Here is a 15,604-nt window from a genome sequence, read left to right as displayed (position 1 = left end):
ACTATTGCTCCGTAGCACAGACGGCGGATTCGACTTCACAGGATTGTCCGCCGCAGCAGTTTTCTGTGAGATACGACAGAAGGTCGTTCATCGCCTTGAAGTCCGCTGCGTAGTAGATGAAGCGGCTCTCTTGGCGCGACCTGATTAGCCCGGCATGAGCCAACTCCTTCAAATGGAACGAGAGCGTCGCTGGTGCGACTTTCAGCTTAGCACCGATGTCTCCCACGCAAAGCCCCTCCGTGCCGGCCTGCACCAGTGCGCGGTAGATCGCGAGGCGGGATTCCTGGGCTAGAGCGGCAAGTCGGACAACGACTGTTGGTGATTTCATATTTCTATGATTATCGAAATATTAGAAAAAAGCAACTCGCTTCTAGTTACCTATTCTGGAATGGCCGCTATGGGTCGGAAGCCAAGTTGAGGAGGCGCTCGGAAACGCCACGGATTTTTGGGCGGCATACCGTGAGGGAATCTTCAAGCCGTCGCAGAAACCATGGCTTGGGTATCTCTTCATGCTGGAGGAGAGAGAAGCGTCCATCCGTCCAACGAAACCTATTCTGCTCAAGCCGTACCAAGTGGATGAAGCATTTCAGAGGCAAAGCTACGCGAAACGCTATGAGCTGGACTACCAACGCCTCGTTCGTGACAGACTATACGATACCGCGTGCTGATGAATGTACGAACGCCTTGCAACGACCGACCGGTTTAAAGTGGAGGACTCGAAAGGTTGTGTTCCCATGCAGGCGTTCGCAGCCAGCCAAGCAGTTCTGCTTTTGTCGGAGACCGGGTAGTATGAGGCTTCCGTCTTTGGGGCTGAGAATGCCGCGGCACCGGCAAAACAAAAGCGAGTATGCGTATGACAATCCCAACTGAGCCAATCGGCAGTATCCCAAGACCTCTTGCGCTGATCGAGGCGGTCGCCACACGAGACGGCACGGACCCAGCCTTGGATCCGCTCTATGAAGAGGCGATCCGCGACACTATCGAGCGGTTCGAGGCCACTGGCTCGCCGGTGATCACCGACGGCGAGCAGAGGAAGTATCACAATTTCTGGACGTACTGCGTGCACGGACTGCCGAACACGGCGCCGGACGGCTTCAAGATCCCGTTCGCGGCCGGTCACACGCGCCGGATGCTGCGGCTGACGGGCGGCCCTTTCGGTTACAAGAGGCGCGCGGACAGTTACCTGGACGTGGCCCTGCGCTACGCCCACGTGCCGGTGAAGCAGGCGGTCATCTCGCCCTCGGCTTTGAGCCTAATGTATCCGGCCCACGAGATCGCTGGCTACTCCCGCGAGGAGTTCATCCAGGACCTGCTGAATGAACATGAGACCGAGATTCGCAGCTGTCTGCGAAAGGGCGCGCACAAGGTTCAGATCGATTTCACGGAAGGGCGACTGGCGGTCAAGATCGATCCATCCGGGGATCTTCTCCACAGCTTCATCGAGTTGAATAATCTCGCCCTGTCGCGATTCTCCGCTGAGGACCGCCAACGCATCGGTGTGCACACGTGTCCCGGCGGCGACCGCGATTCGACCCACAGTGCAGACGTCGACTACTCCGAGCTGTTGCCCAGTCTGTTCGAGCTGAAGGTCGGCAACTTCTACATCGCACTCGCGGGCGAACAGGATCGTGTCCGCGCCTTGAAGATCATCCGCAAGTACATGAACGCGGATCAGCGGATTTTTATCGGCGTCGTCGCGCCCATCGACCCGCGCGTTGAGACGCCGGAGGAAATTCGGGACCGAATCCTCGAAGCGGTCAAGGACATTCCGGTCGAGCAATTGGGCACAACGGACGACTGCGGCTTCTCACCCTTCTGTGATGATACTTCGACCAGTCGTGACGCAGCGTTTGCAAAGATCCGGGCGCGCGTGCTCGGCACCGCGCTCGCGGCGGACATTATCGGAAGTGGCTGATGGAGCGGAACGACGACGAGGAAATGCTGCTGCGCTCCGTGGCCCTGCAGAATGCCAAGAGCATTCTCCAGGCACGACAGCGTGCCGAGGAGGAACTCGTCCGGGCGAAGGAAGCGTTGGAGCTGAAGACGCAAGAGCTTGCCCACTCTCTTGCCATGATGCGCGAGAGCGAGCGGCGGCTGCGGTTCATCATGGACTCGATGCCGCAGAAAATCTTTACCGCCAAGGCCGACGGCGACGTGACCTATTTCAACCCGCAGTGGACCGAGTTCACCGGCCTATCGTTCGAGCAAATCCGGGATTGGGGCTGGACGCAGTTCATCCACCCCGACGATGTGGCCGAGAATGTCCGTGTCTGGCAGCAGTCCATCGACAGCGGCGAAATCTTCTCGTTCGAGCATCGCTTCCGGCGTGCCGATGGCGAGTATCGCTGGCATATCAGCCGGGCGATGGCGTTGAAGGATGCTGAGGGCAAAGTCCTGATGTGGGTCGGCTCGAACACCGACATTCACGAGCAAAAGCAGACGGCGAATGAGTTGCGGAAATTAGCCGCCGCATTGTCCGAGGCCGACCGCCGCAAGAACGAGTTCCTGGCGCTGCTCGCCCACGAACTGCGCAACCCCCTGGCCCCCATCCGCAATGCCGTGCAAGTCCTACGGCTGAGGGGCGGCGATGCTGCAGCCGTCAAATCGACGTCCGAGATGCTGGAGCGCCAGATAGGCCAGATGGTCCGGCTGGTGGACGACCTGCTCGACGTGAGCCGCATCAGCCGGGGCAAAATCGAACTCTGCAAGGAGCAGGTCGAACTTGCGTCGGTCGTGAATCAAGCCGTCGAAGCCGCCCGCTCGCTGGTTGAGTGCATGGAGCATGAACTTACAGTCGCCTTGGCGCCGCAGCCGGTGCACCTGAACGCCGACCCGACCCGGCTCGCTCAGGTGGTGGGCAATCTACTAAACAACGCCTGCAAGTTCACCAATAAGGGCGGCCGCATTTGGCTGACCGTTGAGCGAGAGGGGGAGCAGGCCGTTATCCGGGTGCGGGACAACGGCATCGGCATCGCCGCCGATCAGCTTGCTCGTATCTTCGACATGTTCACGCAGGTCGACACCTCGCTGGAGCGTTCGGTAGGCGGGTTGGGCATCGGCCTGACGGTGGTGAAAAACCTGGCGGAGATGCACGCCGGCATGGTGGAAGTCCACAGCGCCGGTCTCGGTCAGGGGAGTGAGTTCGTGGTGCGTCTGCCCATCTTGGTTGAAACGGCCAAACCGCCGCCGGAGCCGACCGTCAGCGAGGCGACGCCGACGACGACGCGCCGCATCCTGGTTGTCGATGATAACCGGGACTCGGCAGAGTCGCTTGCCATGCTATTGAAACTGATGGGCAACGAGACGCACACCGCCTACGACGGCTTTGAGGCGGTGGAAGCGGCGGCGGCGTTCAGGCCCGATGTAATCCTGCTCGACATCGGCCTGCCGAAGTTAAACGGCTACGAAGCGTGCCGCCGGATCCGTGAACAGCCGTGGGGCAAGGACATGGTGCTGGTAGCGCTCACCGGATGGGGTCAGGAGGAAGACCGGCGAAAATCCAGAGAGGCCGGGTTCGACGGCCACATTGTCAAGCCGGTGGATCCCACCGCCCTCACGAAGCTGCTGGCCGAGACGGGAGCGAGTGCGCCACCCGTGGGGGATGCGAGCTAACCAATAAAGATTGAGACGGCGTGTGCCACATGGTCAGAGCCGGCACCATGCTCATCAAAAAGCCGGATATATACGTGCGGTCTTTCCTAACGGCCATCGGCATTTCTCTCCTTACAAACCGGGTGGAGTTCACACATATGCTTGCAATACGGGCACATAAAGCGGAAACGCTGGACAGACAAGCCTTCACCTTAAGGTTGCGCGGGCTGCATTTATATCCCGGCCGCCAGAAAAGCGGCTTTGGTGATGTTTCCTTACCGCCCATACGGACTTCCAGTGGTCACCGGCTACGCCAATGCTGAGATTAGCGCGGCTCCTCTTTGTCGCGCCACAGATGGACCGTGGAGAGCGCGACACCGTAGCGGGCGGCGACATCGACCGCGCAAATCCCCTGGGCGAGCAGGTGGGTGCGCGGATCAGTACATTCCATGCCTCTGATTGTGGCTTTGCTGGGTTCGGGAAATAGGCTATATTTAATATACGTCTTTTGTAATCAAAAGACGGGACATAATAAAAGTAGGTTACTTTAATTATTAGGAGGAGGCTTATGGGTGAAGTTGGAATGATTATTCCTGTACTAGTTGTGCTTATAGGATTAGCTCTCTACCGCTGGGGCAGAAGCGGCGATTGAAATCCGTAAGCGTAATTCCGAAAAGGGTTATTCATAGCTAATAAAAAAAGGAAAACGGGCGGCCGGGAGCGGCACCGATGAATCTACCGCGACCCGGCCGCTTCTTAGCAACAGGGACCACGGATAAACTACCCTCCCGTGGCATTTGATCCTCCTGCGAAGCCTCAGGAGTCTTGGCGAGGTGCGGCCGGTCTGCGCCTGGCGATCACGCGGGACGCCTCGAAGCTCGCAATGCCGACCCTATTCCCACCGAGAAGACGGACCCTGCCGTCCTCGCTGCCGCCTCCAACTCACAGCTCCATGCAGGCAGCCACCTGTTTTCGTTCCGGTGCGAATGCCGGTTGGAACCCGAAATCGAAGACCGTTGTGTCCGGCGGCACTCCTGCCTCGGGCCAGCACGCCCTCATACGATTCTCTCCGGCGGGATGGAGATCCTGACTGTTCGGATCCGGGAATATCACCCGCTTGATAGCCTCGGCAGGGTCGTCGAGCTTGAACTCCACCGTTTCCAGCAGTTGTTTGTCGGCCTCCGCCGCTTCGGCGCCGGCGCTCTGGACGACTCCGGTGATCGCCCCGGGGATGGTGCCAGCGTGGTAGTACTCCTCGAGATCGGCGAGTCCCTGCGCGAGCGGATACTGCGCGTCGGTCTTGTTGAGGAGCCCGTCCCGGATACCGACCAGGACCGACCTGCGCTGGGCGATCATCTTCGTCATCAAGGCCGGCATCGTCTGATCGAAGAACGCGTTCTTGTCGACCGATTCCCTCGCGCCGATGACAGCGGCGGTCGCGCCCGACAGGATTTGGCTGCTTCCGCCCGCCTTGCGGTTCCGGCCCATGGCGTTGAGGCGCAGACTGAAACGAATAAAAAAATGATAATATCGGCCGTTCATACCAGCGAGCAGCGCTGGTTCGGCTCGCCCTTCGCGCTCTCTTCACTTCCGGGAGGGTTAGGATGAGGGGACGCCCGCGATTCTGCTGCCGAGCCATTATGGATTGTCCGGTTCCAATCATGCGCCGAGCGTTACTATCAGCTTTTATCTTCGGGGCTTGGCTCCTGGCCGGTTGCGAGGCGGGTGAGCGGGCCGGCATCGCCGCGCCCCGTTCTCCGGTCGGTCCGGTGCCGGCCGAGCCGCAACGGCCCGGCGATCCCGAACGCGGCTATCGGGCCCTCGTCGCCGAGCCCTATGTGAGCTGCGGCATTCCCTACGCGGCATACCGGGAGAGCGCCGACCCGCCCCCGCAGTCGCATCGCTTACCGGGCCGGGAGGGGCGCAACGCGGAGTTGCCTTACAATTTCACGGCGCATACGACTAAGGACGGGGTCGAGCTGGTGGTGTCGAATTGCCTGACCTGCCATGCGGGATTTTTCGATGGGCGGCTCATCGTCGGACTCGGCAACGAAGCGCTGGATTTTACCGAGGACCGTGTGCCCTACATCGAGGGACTGGGCGCCTACGTCCAAGACGAGAAAGCGGCGCGTGAATGGCGTAAATGGGCGGACCGGCTCGAGGCCATCGGCCCCTACAGCACCACTGACACGGTGGGTTTAAACCCGGCGATCAACATCACCTGGGCGCTCTTCGCGCACCGCGATCCGAAGACGCTCGCCTGGTCGCCGGCAGCGCTCATAGCACCCCCGTCCGCCCGTCCGTTACCCGCCACCGTGCCGCCCTGGTGGCACATGAAGAAAAAACATGCGATGTTCCATACGACTGTCGGCCGCGGCGATCACGCGCGCCTCATGATTCTGGCCTCGACCTTGTGCACGGATAGCGTCGAGGAGGCGCGGGCCATCGATGCCTACGCGCCCGATATACGCGCCTTTATCGAGTCCTTGGAGCCGCCCGCTTATCCGTTTGCAACCGATCAAGCGCTCGCGGCGAGCGGCCACACGCTGTTCGAAGCCAACTGCGCCCAATGCCATGGGACCTACGGAGAGAACTGGACCTACCCGAATCTGGTCATCGATCTGGCACGGATCGGTACCGATCCGGCCATCGCCCTGGCCGCCACCGACGGGAGCGAAGACCGGTTTCTGCGCTGGCTCGGTGAGTCGTTTTACAGCGAGTCCGCGCGCCTCGCCCCGGCCCGCGGTTATATCGCGCCACCCTTGGATGGCGTCTGGGCCACGGCGCCTTACCTGCACAATGGCTCGGTGCCGACGATCGATGCCTTGTTGAACAGCGGGAAACGGCCCAGGTATTGGCGCCGGTCGTTCGATTCCAAGGACTATGATCAAGAAACGCTGGGCTGGAGATATACCGAGCTTGCGGAAGGCAAGAAAGGAACGGATCCCAACTCTAGGAAATGGGTTTATGACACCACGCTGCCCGGCGCTACCAATAGCGGACATACCTTTGGCGATCATTTGAACGAGGGCGGGCGGCGGGCGGTCCTCGAGTACTTGAAAACACTGTGAGACCGACACCGGATCTCGTAGCGCATCGCGGGTATGCGCTCCATTATCCGGAAAATACCGGCGCTGCCATTCGGGCCGCGATCGCGGCCGGCGCTAAGTATTTCGAATGCGATGTCCAACTCACGGCGGACCGCGTACCGATCCTGTTTCATGACCAGACCTTGGATCGCGTCTGCGGTGTGCCCGGCAGGATCCATGAAGTCAAAGTCGCCGGGTTAGCTCCGTTGTCGGCCTATGAACCCGGGCGCTTCGGCGAGCGCTTCCGGGGCGAACCCATGGCCTCGCTGGAGGGTATTGGCTGCATTCTGAAATCCAACCCGGACGTCGTGGGTTTCATCGAAATCAAGATCGAGTCCATTGAGCAGTTCGGCGTAGACCTCGTATTCGAGCGTGTCGATGCGGTGCTTTCCCGTTACGCGCGCCAGGTTGTTTTGATTTCGTATTCGGGGGAATTTCTTCGCTATGTGCAGGGTTACGCCATCGGTGCGGTGATCGACCGTTGGGAGGATCTCGACAGCGTACGCTTGTTGAATCCGCATTATGTTTTTTGCGATCTTGATGGGTTACCGCCCACGGGCGAGCTTCGGTGTGAAGGCGCGAAGCTGGTGGTGTTCGAGGTCCGTCATGCCGCCGTGGCGCTGGCGCTCTGGGAACGCGGTGTGGAGCTCATCGAGACCTTTGCGGTGGGGGAATTGCTCGGAGAGCTTTGTCACGTTCGCGATCCGCGGCCATGACCGAAGACCGTTACGATATGGCGATCGTGGGCGCAGGAATTCACGGGGCCGGTGTGGCCCAGGCCGCGGCCGGCTACCGCACCTTGGTGATCGAAAAGAGCGCGCCGGGGGCGGGAACCTCGTCCCGATCGAGCAAGTTGATCCATGGCGGGCTCCGCTATCTCGAGAGCGGTCAGATCAATCTGGTGCGCGAATCGCTGCGGGAGCGTGAGATCCTGCTGCGCATCGCGCCGGGTCTTGTCCGCCGCGTTCCTTTCCTGATCCCGGTGTATCAGAACTCGGCGCGTCCGCCGTGGAAAGTCCGCTTGGGCTTGTCGGCCTACGCCCTCCTCGGAGGCGGCAAGCGCGGTACTCGATTTCGGGCGCTCGGGCGCAATGCATGGAATGCGCTCGACGGGTTGATGACCGACGGGCTGCGCGCGGTCTTCGAGTATTGGGATGCGCAAACCGACGATACCGCCTTGACACGCGCGGTCTTGAGTTCCGCCAGGGCTTACGGCGCCGAGGTGCTTTATCCGACGCTGTTCGAGGGCGCTGTGCGCGAAGGCGATGCCTATCGAATTCGCTATCGTACACAAGGGCAAGTGCGCACCTGCGTGGCGACGGTTTTGATCAACGCCGGCGGGCCCTGGGTCAATGAGATCCAGGAACGGGCGCAGGCGCCCTCGCTGGCGATCGATCTAGTGCAGGGGACCCACATCCACCTTGACCGGCCGTTGACCGATCGGGTGTTCTATGTCGAGTCACCGCGCGACCGGCGTCCCGTATTCGTGATGCCTTGGCGCGGCGCGGCGCTGGTCGGTACGACCGAGACCATGTTTCGAAGCGATCCGGAATCGGTCCGGCCGCTTCCCCAAGAGATTGAGTACCTCGAGGAGACGCTGCGCCATTATTTTCCCCGTTATCCCGGGAAACGCATGGAAGCGATGGCGGGGTTGCGCGTCCTGCCCAAGCAGGAGGCTTCACCGCAGGACCGATCGCGGGAAACCGTCCTGCATTGCGACGACCCGGCCCGGCCGCACCTGGTGGCGATCTACGGCGGCAAGCTCACCGCCTACCGCGCCACGGCGGCGAAGGTGCTTAGGATCCTCGGACCGAGTTTACCGCCCCGCGCGCAACGTGTTCGTACCGACCAGATCGATTTAACCGCTTCAGCGATCGATTAGCTTCGCGGCGGCTTGTGGCGCGCTATGCGCGCGATAAGGTATAACCCGGAGCGTGAAAAAAAACCACGCATCCGCTGCCCGCCCGATCCCGGCGGGTTTTTTACGCCATCCTGCACATCTTCTAGCATTGGGGTTTGGCACAGGATGTGCCCCCATTGCACCGGGTACAGCCGGAACGGTTTTTGGGGTTCTGGTGTACCTGGCGTTGCAAGCCGTCCCGGTGCTGTGGTATTTAATGGTGACGGTGGTTCTGTTCGGTGTCGGTGTGCTCGTATGCCACCGGGCGGCCGAGGCCCTGGGGTCGCACGACCATCCCGCGATTGTTTGGGACGAAGTGGTCGGTTACCTGGTGGCCATGACGGCGGCGCCGGACGGTTGGACTTGGATGCTGCTTGGGTTCGTGCTTTTTAGAGCCTTTGATATTTTCAAGCCCTGGCCGATTCGAACCATCGATGCGCGCGTTTCGGGGGGAGTGGGGATCATGCTTGATGATGCCGCCGCGGGGCTTTACGCCTTTTTAATGATGCAGGTGACCGGATATTTGACGCACTAGGACGCCCGCATCTGCCTTAATATGAGAACTAGATCCTATGGCGCAAAACCATCTCAGCCCGGTTTCTTGTCTTGCGATTATGGTGGTGCTGTTTTTCGCACCCCAAGCGCACGCCGATATCTACAAATACGTCGATAAATACGGCCGCGTCTACCTCACCGACCGGCCAAGCCATTCCGGCTATAAACGCATTGTCCGGACCTGGAAGGGATGGACGCTGCCCTTGGGCAAGGGATATACCGATAGCGGGAAGAATCGTAGACTCTATGCCCCCGCCATCGCCCAGGCGGCCCTCCGGTACAAGCTCCCTCACGCTTTGTTGCATGCCGTGATCAAGGCCGAATCGGCTTACAACCCAATAGCGATCTCGCGCGCCGGCGCGGTGGGGCTCATGCAGCTTATGCCCGGTACGGCGCTACGCTACGGCGTCATCAACCGTAAGGACCCCATCGCGAATTTGAGCGGCGGGTCGCGTTACCTGCGCGATCTCATGGGCATGTTCAAGAATAACCTGGTGCTCGCGCTCGCGGCCTATAACGCCGGTGAAAACGCCGTGATCCGCTATGGCCGCAAGATCCCGCCTTATCCAGAGACCCAGACCTACGTGCGGCGCGTGCTGCAATACTATAAGCAATACCAGCTTGCGATGAGCGGGTGATCGGATCGTCACGGGTCCAGCAGATCGAGCTTGGCGAGGTCTTCTTCCAGCTCGATCTGCGCCAGCTCGGCGTTACTCAAGGCGGGGATGGGTTTGCCGGTGCTTGCCCTAGGGATCACGGGCAACGGGCTGCGTTGGCGCTCTGTCCGGGTATCGCCTGCGGGCGGCCGCTCGGCCCCGGCTAGCCCCCGTGCCACATAACGCGCGATGAGATCCTTGAGCTTCAGGCCATCGAGCGCGGCCCGTGCCTTCGCTTGGCGCAGCAGATCATCGGGTAGGTCGATCGTGGTTCTCATAAAAGCATTTAGGCATCCTTATACTTCCAGGTCAATGTCCATCCCAGCCACCGTACGCTGCTACGATCACGGTTGATCATGGCGCGCCGATCACACTGCGGATGGAGTGATGAGCAGGATCGGTTCGCGCCTGTGCTTTCTGTAGATGGCGAAGTCCGAATCCAGGGTGCATACCGCGTGATCGTCGAAGGTCTCCGCCATCCGCACCAGACACGCGTCGGCTAGGGACATCGGTATGTCACGGTATTTTTCGCGCAGCACTCGCAACTGGCCGATCTCGCCAGTGAGCGCGAACTCCACTTTCAGAAGCCCGCTCTCGACCATCTCCAGCATCGCGTCCTGAGCGCGTGGCAGACTGCGCAGCAGGTGCCAGGACTCGGCCAGGACTGCTTCGCATAGCAGCCAGGGCAGGGGGAGTGTCTTTGCTTGTCCGGCGATCCAGGCGTGGTGGGTTTCTCGGCGGTCTAAAAATGCGACCAGTGGCCCCGAGTCAACGATGACCCGTCGAGCCATGGCCGAAATCCGCCAAATATTCGGGATTGGTGGCCAGGTCCGTCACCCCCGAATCAACCATGCCGCAGTAGTTCTGCATCCGATTGTGCAATGAAGGCGGCTGGGTGACCGCTTGATCTAAAGGATCCCCCACCCAGGTTCGAAGTAACTCAACGGCTACCGCGCGTATCGGCCGTCCCTCCAAGGCACACTTGGCCTTGACTCTGCGGTAGAGGTCGTCGGGAATCTCAATTGTGGCTTTCATGAAGGCAGCCTAGCGGCATTCCTGCTTTGCTGTCAAACCGGCAATTCATGCTGAGTCGGGACGGAGTGGCTTTGGTCCCGCGCTAGGCGTGCGATCGCCTCGGCAGCGGGCTTTTTGCGCTCGCAGATCGTGTAGAGGCGGCAGGCCGCGACTCGACGCCAAAATGCCCGCCTCGACCCTCCGGCGACGCTGATGTTCTTGGCTTTCGAGGCCGCGGAGCGAGCACGCGACGCCGCGATCGCGGTGCGCGATTTATTCACAACCGTTCACTCGTCCGTCACACAGCCTTCAGCCGCCGATTTCACGTTTTTAATATACTTGTAGAGAGTTCCGCGCACCGCCTTGTAGGGCGGGGGTGTCCATCGGACTCTACGGCGGGCGAGTTCTTCATCCCCTACCTGGACGCTCAAACAACGTTCGCTTGCATCGATAATGATCCGATCGCCATCGTGAATGAGCGCGATCGGTCCGCCTTCCTGAGCTTCGGGGACCACGTGCCCGACAAGGAAGCCGTGGGACCCGCCCGAAAACCGCCCATCGGTGATCAGGGCCACGTCCGCGCCGAGGCCGGAGCCCATGATCGCCGAGGTCGGGGTCAACATCTCCGGCATTCCCGGTCCGCCTTTCGGACCCTCGTAGCGGATCACGACGACATCGCCTTTTCGGATCTGGTTTTTTTCCAGCGCGGCGAGCATGGCTTCCTCGGAATCGTAGACCCGGGCCGGCCCGCAAAACCGCAAGCCTTCCTTCCCCGTGATCTTGGCTACGGCCCCGCCGGGCGCGAGGTTTCCTCTGAGGATTTGAATATGACCGCTAGGCTTGATGGGCCGCGCGAGCGGTCGCACCAGCTCCTGGCCGGGCGCGAGCCCCGCGACGGTAGCTAGATTCTGGGCCACGGTCTTCCCGGTCACCGTCAAACAATCCCCCCGCAGCAGCCCGTTTTCAAATAGGTATCTCATCACGGCCGGTGTTCCGCCGACCTGATGCAGATCCTCCATGACGTAGCTGCCGCTCGGTTTGAGATCGCCGAGGTAGGGGGTGCGATCGCTGACCGCCTGAAAATCCTCGAGATCGAGTTTGACCCCGACCGCGCGCGCCATGGCGATGAGGTGCAGCACGGCGTTGGTCGAGCCTCCCAGCACCGTGACCAGGACGATGGCGTTTTGAAACGCCTCGCGGGTCATGATGTCGCGCGGTTTGATGTCCTGCTCGAGTAAATGGCGGATCGCCGCGCCCGCCCGCAGGCATTCGTCGAGCTTCGCCGGATCGACTGCCGGCGTCGATGAGCTGTAGGGCAACGACATCCCGAGCGCTTCGATCGCGACCGCCATCGTGTTGGCGGTGTACATGCCGCCGCAGGCGCCCGCACCCGGACAGGATTTTTTCACGATGTCGCTGCGTGTCGCCTCGTCGATGGCGCCCGCGAGATACTCGCCGTAGCTCTGAAACGCCGAGATGATGTCGAGCTTTTTATCGCCACGGTGTCCGGGCTGGATGGTGCCCCCGTAGATCATGAGCGCCGGCCGGTTCAGGCGGCCCATGGCCATGAGGCAACCGGGCATGTTTTTATCGCACCCCGGGATCGAAATATTGGCGTCATACCATTGGGCGCACATCACGGTCTCGATCGAATCGGCGATGAGATCGCGCGATTGCAGCGAATAACTCATGCCTTCCGTGCCCATCGAGATCCCATCGCTCACGCCGATGGTGTTGAAACGCATTCCCACCAAGCCCGCGGCGACCACCCCCTCCTTGATCTTGTCCGCGAGCCGCAAGAGATGCATGTTGCAGGTATTGCCCTCGTACCAGACGCTGGCGATTCCGACTTGCGGTTTGTGCATGTCCGCCTCGGTGAGCCCGGCGCCGTAGAGCATCGCTTGCGATGCGCCCTGGGATTTCGGTTGGGTGATCCGCGCGCTGTAACGGTTAGCGGGATGGGTCATGCGAAACTCCGAAACGGTTCTCAATCGTGCACCGGATATTACACGGCCCGGCGGTGTATTCACAACGGCACGCTGCGAGCGCGGACGAACCGCGTACATCTTCTTACGGATAGTGCATGCGGGGGGTATTAGTGAATATCGAACGTAGCTGCGCGCACGATCATACCGGTACGCCCAAGGGACCACGGCGCCGGGCTTCCCAGGCTTGCATCGAGCACCCTGCGGCGTAAACTGGTCCGTGGGCTGAAGCGACTTGTCGGTTACCGAGGGGGTGCATCATGGTAGATAAAAAATCACAGGCAGCGCAAGCTCCACCGGTCTCGGGTGGGCCAGAGCCGGATGCGGAGATACGGGACAAGGTGCGCGATCTCACGTCACAGGTCCTGAAAGGCGGTCACCTGGATCCCGAAGAGGTGAAGGAGGTGGTTCAGGCCATGACCCCCGGATCAAGCGTCGGCATGGAACCGCAGGCGGCCGACGTGAGGCGAGGGTTGGCCGAGGCGGTGCAGGGTCTGGATGAGGCGCTCATGCGCGCCGCCGAAGCGGCGCATATCGCGCTCCGGCAACTAGGCTCGAAGGGAACCGGTTTTACCGACAATGACCTGAAAGAAACCTTCGCCAGGCTCAAGCAGCTCCAGGGGGCCTACGTCGCGACCGCCAACCGCGTGGCGGAAGCCGCGAGTGGCAATATCCAGCGCGAGCTGCGGGAGCTTGCGGTGCATGCGCAGCAGGTCGGGGTCGAGGCCAGCGCGCGCGTCGCCGCGGTTATGACGGAGTTCGCAAATCGCTTGACCTCGGTGTCGCGCGAGGGCACCTCCGCCGGGTTCGATGCGGCGCGCGACTACGGCGCGCGTATGACGCTGCTCGCGAGCGGTGTCCTCGCCGGCATCGCCGACGCGCTACGCGAGCAGTCGGGGCCCGGTACGAGCAAGTAGGTCTGCCGGTGATCTGGGGGGCCTTCGGCGTAGGGCGGGATCTTCCGCGCCTGCACCAGATCACCTCGGTCCTGATCCGGCACGGGCTCGGCGACCTCGTCCGCCGGGTGGGGATCGGGACAGTGCTGGAACGCACCGGCCAGATCCTGCACTGGGGAGAGGCCTCCGAATCGGCGCACCTGGAGCCACCAGAGCGCATACGGGTCGCTCTGGAAGAGCTTGGACCGACCTTCGTCAAGCTTGGCCAAGTGCTTTCGACACGGGAAGACCTGTTCCCGCCGAAGTGGATCGCGGAGTTCGAAAGACTGCAGAGCAGGGTCGCACCGGTGGCCTTCGGCGAACTGCTGCCCGAGGTGGAAAGGGCGCTTGGCAGGCTTCCTCAGGAAGTGTTCGTTGATCTCGATACCGCGGCCTACGCCTCGGCCTCCATCGCCCAGGTCCATCGGGCTCGCCTGCCGGACGGCACGCCGGTGGTGCTTAAGATCCGCCGCCCGGGGATCCAAGCGACGGTCGAGGCGGATATCCGCATCCTCACTCACATCGCCGCCCTGCTCGAAATGGAGATCCCGGAGGCGCGGCGTTACCAACCGACCCAGATCCTCGCCCAATTTTCCCGCTCCCTCGAACGCGAGCTCGATCTGGCGGTAGAGGCGCGCAACATCGATCGATTCGCCAAGAACTTCGCCGGGGACCCCGAGGTGCTAGTGCCGCGCGTGTATTGGGAGTGGACCAGCCCGGTGATGAACGTGCAGGAGTATATCGAGGCCATTCCCGGCAATGATCTCCGCGCAATCGAAGCGGCGGGCCTCGACCGCAAGCTGCTCGCCTCGCGCGGCGCGGATACGTTGCTCAGGATGATCCTGGTTGACGGCTTCTTCCATGCCGACCCTCACCCGGGTAACGTCTTCTACCTGCCGGGCAACCGCATCGTCATGATCGACTTCGGCATGGTCGGGCGGCTCACGCATTTCCGCCGCAATCAAATCGTCGACCTCCTCTCCGGAATCGCAGGCCGCGACGAGGAAGGCATCACGGAGGTGATCCTCGATTGGACGGGCGACGCCTACGTGGATGAGGCCAAGCTTGCCGCGGATATGGGTGAGATCGTGCTCGATTATGCGGATGCCCCGCTGAAGGACGTCCGCATTGCCACGCTCCTGCGCCAGGTGAGCAGCATCATGCGCGAGCATTCGATCGTGCTGCCCGCGGATCTCACCCTCATGTTCAAGGCCCTCATCACGCTGGAGGGACTCGGGCGCCAGTACGATCCGGGGTTCCGGCTCATTGACCATCTCGGGCCCTTTCTCGAGCAGGCCGTCGCCGAACGCTATGGGCCGGCCGCGCTCATCAAGCGCGGGCAGAACAGTCTGGCACAGATGTTCAACGTGGGCAGCGCCGTCCCGCGGGACCTCGCCCGGTTGTTCAAGGACCTACGCCGGGGCAGGATGCGATTGGACCTCGATCTCAAGCGCTTGGACAGCTTCGGCCGGCGCCTCGATCACACCATCGATCGCATCACCATCGGCATCATGACTGCCTCGCTCGTAGTCGGTTCTTCCATCGTGATGACCGTCGCCCGTGGTCCGACCCTGTTCGGGATGCCGCTGTTCACCGTGCTCGGTCTTCTCGGCTACGTGATCGCGTTCTGCAACAGCGTGTGGATCATCGTTTCGATCTGGCGTGCGAATCGGGATTGAACGCATTGGCGGCAAGCCGCTATCAAAAAATCGTAGTTCGTGCGCACGGCTACGTTGGCTAATGGGATATTAGCGCCGCCGTCAATCACAGGTAGTGTCTCAGTTTGAATTTCGGCTATCGGCCGATTTTGTTGAAAAACTTCCGGAACTTCTGCTCGCGGTGATGATCGGATCTTCGTAATGGTTATTACGGAGAACTG

The 15,604-nt window shown here is 61.3% G+C and carries 16 protein-coding genes; 9 read left to right on the top strand and 7 right to left on the bottom strand.

All coding sequences use genetic code 11. The features are described from left to right. Position 1: 1 nt before the first annotated feature. Positions 2-328 carry a metalloregulator ArsR/SmtB family transcription factor gene (locus M3436_07850; GenBank protein MDQ3564042.1) on the bottom strand — a complete coding sequence of 109 codons (327 nt, stop codon included), beginning with the start codon at positions 326-328 and terminating at the stop codon, positions 2-4. Between the two features lie 525 nt (positions 329-853). Between M3436_07850 and M3436_07845 the strand changes: the two genes are divergently transcribed. Together M3436_07845 and M3436_07840 are read left to right on the top strand one after the other, a co-directional pair. Further along, on the top strand, positions 854-1,915 hold the full coding sequence (locus M3436_07845) for a cobalamin-independent methionine synthase II family protein (protein MDQ3564041.1): 1,062 nt from the start codon (positions 854-856) through the stop codon (positions 1,913-1,915). After that, positions 1,915-3,612, top strand: a complete 1,698-nt coding sequence (locus tag M3436_07840) for an ATP-binding protein (GenBank protein MDQ3564040.1) — start codon at positions 1,915-1,917, stop codon at positions 3,610-3,612. The genes M3436_07845 and M3436_07840 overlap by 1 nt, the downstream gene beginning before the upstream one ends. 921 nt (positions 3,613-4,533) lie before the next feature. On the opposite strand, the gene M3436_07835 is transcribed toward M3436_07840, so the two are convergent. Next, complete coding sequence (locus tag M3436_07835; protein ID MDQ3564039.1) at positions 4,534-5,133, bottom strand: hypothetical protein; 600 nt, start codon at positions 5,131-5,133, stop codon at positions 4,534-4,536. A gap of 119 nt (positions 5,134-5,252) precedes the next feature. Here M3436_07835 and M3436_07830 point away from each other — a divergent pair, with 119 nt between their 5' ends. From M3436_07830 to M3436_07810, 5 genes are all read left to right on the top strand, one after another. Beyond that, the gene (locus tag M3436_07830) at positions 5,253-6,662 is read left to right on the top strand and encodes a c-type cytochrome (GenBank protein MDQ3564038.1); all 1,410 of its coding nucleotides are present in this window, start codon (positions 5,253-5,255) and stop codon (positions 6,660-6,662) included. Continuing rightward, entirely contained in the window at positions 6,659-7,396 is a 738-nt protein-coding gene (locus M3436_07825) for a glycerophosphodiester phosphodiesterase (GenBank protein ID MDQ3564037.1), read from the top strand. Before M3436_07830 ends, M3436_07825 begins: the two co-directional genes overlap by 4 nt. Further along, the gene (locus M3436_07820; protein MDQ3564036.1) at positions 7,393-8,562 is read left to right on the top strand and encodes an FAD-dependent oxidoreductase; all 1,170 of its coding nucleotides are present in this window, start codon (positions 7,393-7,395) and stop codon (positions 8,560-8,562) included. Before M3436_07825 ends, M3436_07820 begins: the two co-directional genes overlap by 4 nt. An 85-nt stretch (positions 8,563-8,647) precedes the next feature. Then, positions 8,648-9,115 carry a phosphatidylglycerophosphatase A gene (locus M3436_07815; GenBank protein ID MDQ3564035.1) on the top strand — a complete coding sequence of 156 codons (468 nt, stop codon included), beginning with the start codon at positions 8,648-8,650 and terminating at the stop codon, positions 9,113-9,115. Between the two features lie 37 nt (positions 9,116-9,152). Further along, entirely contained in the window at positions 9,153-9,773 is a 621-nt protein-coding gene (locus M3436_07810; GenBank protein MDQ3564034.1) for a lytic transglycosylase domain-containing protein, read from the top strand. A gap of 8 nt (positions 9,774-9,781) precedes the next feature. Here M3436_07810 and M3436_07805 read toward each other — a convergent pair whose 3' ends face one another. From M3436_07805 to ilvD, 5 genes are all read right to left on the bottom strand, one after another. Next, complete coding sequence (locus tag M3436_07805) at positions 9,782-10,069, bottom strand: hypothetical protein (GenBank protein MDQ3564033.1); 288 nt, start codon at positions 10,067-10,069, stop codon at positions 9,782-9,784. A gap of 90 nt (positions 10,070-10,159) precedes the next feature. After that, positions 10,160-10,582: a PIN domain-containing protein gene (locus M3436_07800; protein ID MDQ3564032.1), complete on the bottom strand. Its 423-nt coding sequence runs from the start codon at positions 10,580-10,582 to the stop codon at positions 10,160-10,162. Beyond that, on the bottom strand, positions 10,560-10,826 hold the full coding sequence (locus M3436_07795; GenBank protein MDQ3564031.1) for a hypothetical protein: 267 nt from the start codon (positions 10,824-10,826) through the stop codon (positions 10,560-10,562). The genes M3436_07800 and M3436_07795 overlap by 23 nt, the downstream gene beginning before the upstream one ends. 32 nt (positions 10,827-10,858) lie before the next feature. Further along, positions 10,859-11,086: a hypothetical protein gene (locus M3436_07790; GenBank protein ID MDQ3564030.1), complete on the bottom strand. Its 228-nt coding sequence runs from the start codon at positions 11,084-11,086 to the stop codon at positions 10,859-10,861. Between the two features lie 6 nt (positions 11,087-11,092). Next, positions 11,093-12,772: a dihydroxy-acid dehydratase gene (ilvD, locus tag M3436_07785; GenBank protein ID MDQ3564029.1), complete on the bottom strand. Its 1,680-nt coding sequence runs from the start codon at positions 12,770-12,772 to the stop codon at positions 11,093-11,095. A gap of 278 nt (positions 12,773-13,050) precedes the next feature. Between ilvD and M3436_07780 the strand changes: the two genes are divergently transcribed. Both M3436_07780 and M3436_07775 read left to right on the top strand, forming a co-directional pair. Then, entirely contained in the window at positions 13,051-13,707 is a 657-nt protein-coding gene (locus M3436_07780) for a hypothetical protein (GenBank protein MDQ3564028.1), read from the top strand. Positions 13,708-13,715: 8 nt separating this feature from the next. After that, positions 13,716-15,404, top strand: coding sequence for an AarF/UbiB family protein (locus tag M3436_07775; GenBank protein MDQ3564027.1), 1,689 nt, complete (start codon positions 13,716-13,718; stop codon positions 15,402-15,404). The last annotated feature ends 200 nt before the right edge of the window (positions 15,405-15,604 follow it).

It is taken from the genome of Pseudomonadota bacterium (assembly GCA_030859565.1).
In the GTDB taxonomy this organism is placed as follows: Bacteria; Pseudomonadota; Gammaproteobacteria; order JACCXJ01; family JACCXJ01; genus USCg-Taylor.
Note: the sequence above shows the minus strand (reverse complement) of the source record. Positions and strands in the feature narration are given on the sequence as shown.

Coding starts and splice junctions, on each gene's coding strand:
- M3436_07850 (MDQ3564042.1), bottom strand. CDS start 328: ATGAAATCACCAACAGTCGTTGTCCGACTTGCCGCTCTAGCCCAGGAA.
- M3436_07845 (MDQ3564041.1), top strand. CDS start 854: ATGACAATCCCAACTGAGCCAATCGGCAGTATCCCAAGACCTCTTGCG.
- M3436_07840 (MDQ3564040.1), top strand. CDS start 1,915: ATGGAGCGGAACGACGACGAGGAAATGCTGCTGCGCTCCGTGGCCCTG.
- M3436_07835 (MDQ3564039.1), bottom strand. CDS start 5,133: ATGAACGGCCGATATTATCATTTTTTTATTCGTTTCAGTCTGCGCCTC.
- M3436_07830 (MDQ3564038.1), top strand. CDS start 5,253: ATGCGCCGAGCGTTACTATCAGCTTTTATCTTCGGGGCTTGGCTCCTG.
- M3436_07820 (MDQ3564036.1), top strand. CDS start 7,393: ATGACCGAAGACCGTTACGATATGGCGATCGTGGGCGCAGGAATTCAC.
- M3436_07810 (MDQ3564034.1), top strand. CDS start 9,153: ATGGCGCAAAACCATCTCAGCCCGGTTTCTTGTCTTGCGATTATGGTG.
- M3436_07805 (MDQ3564033.1), bottom strand. CDS start 10,069: ATGAGAACCACGATCGACCTACCCGATGATCTGCTGCGCCAAGCGAAG.
- M3436_07800 (MDQ3564032.1), bottom strand. CDS start 10,582: ATGGCTCGACGGGTCATCGTTGACTCGGGGCCACTGGTCGCATTTTTA.
- M3436_07795 (MDQ3564031.1), bottom strand. CDS start 10,826: ATGAAAGCCACAATTGAGATTCCCGACGACCTCTACCGCAGAGTCAAG.
- ilvD (MDQ3564029.1), bottom strand. CDS start 12,772: ATGACCCATCCCGCTAACCGTTACAGCGCGCGGATCACCCAACCGAAA.
- M3436_07780 (MDQ3564028.1), top strand. CDS start 13,051: ATGGTAGATAAAAAATCACAGGCAGCGCAAGCTCCACCGGTCTCGGGT.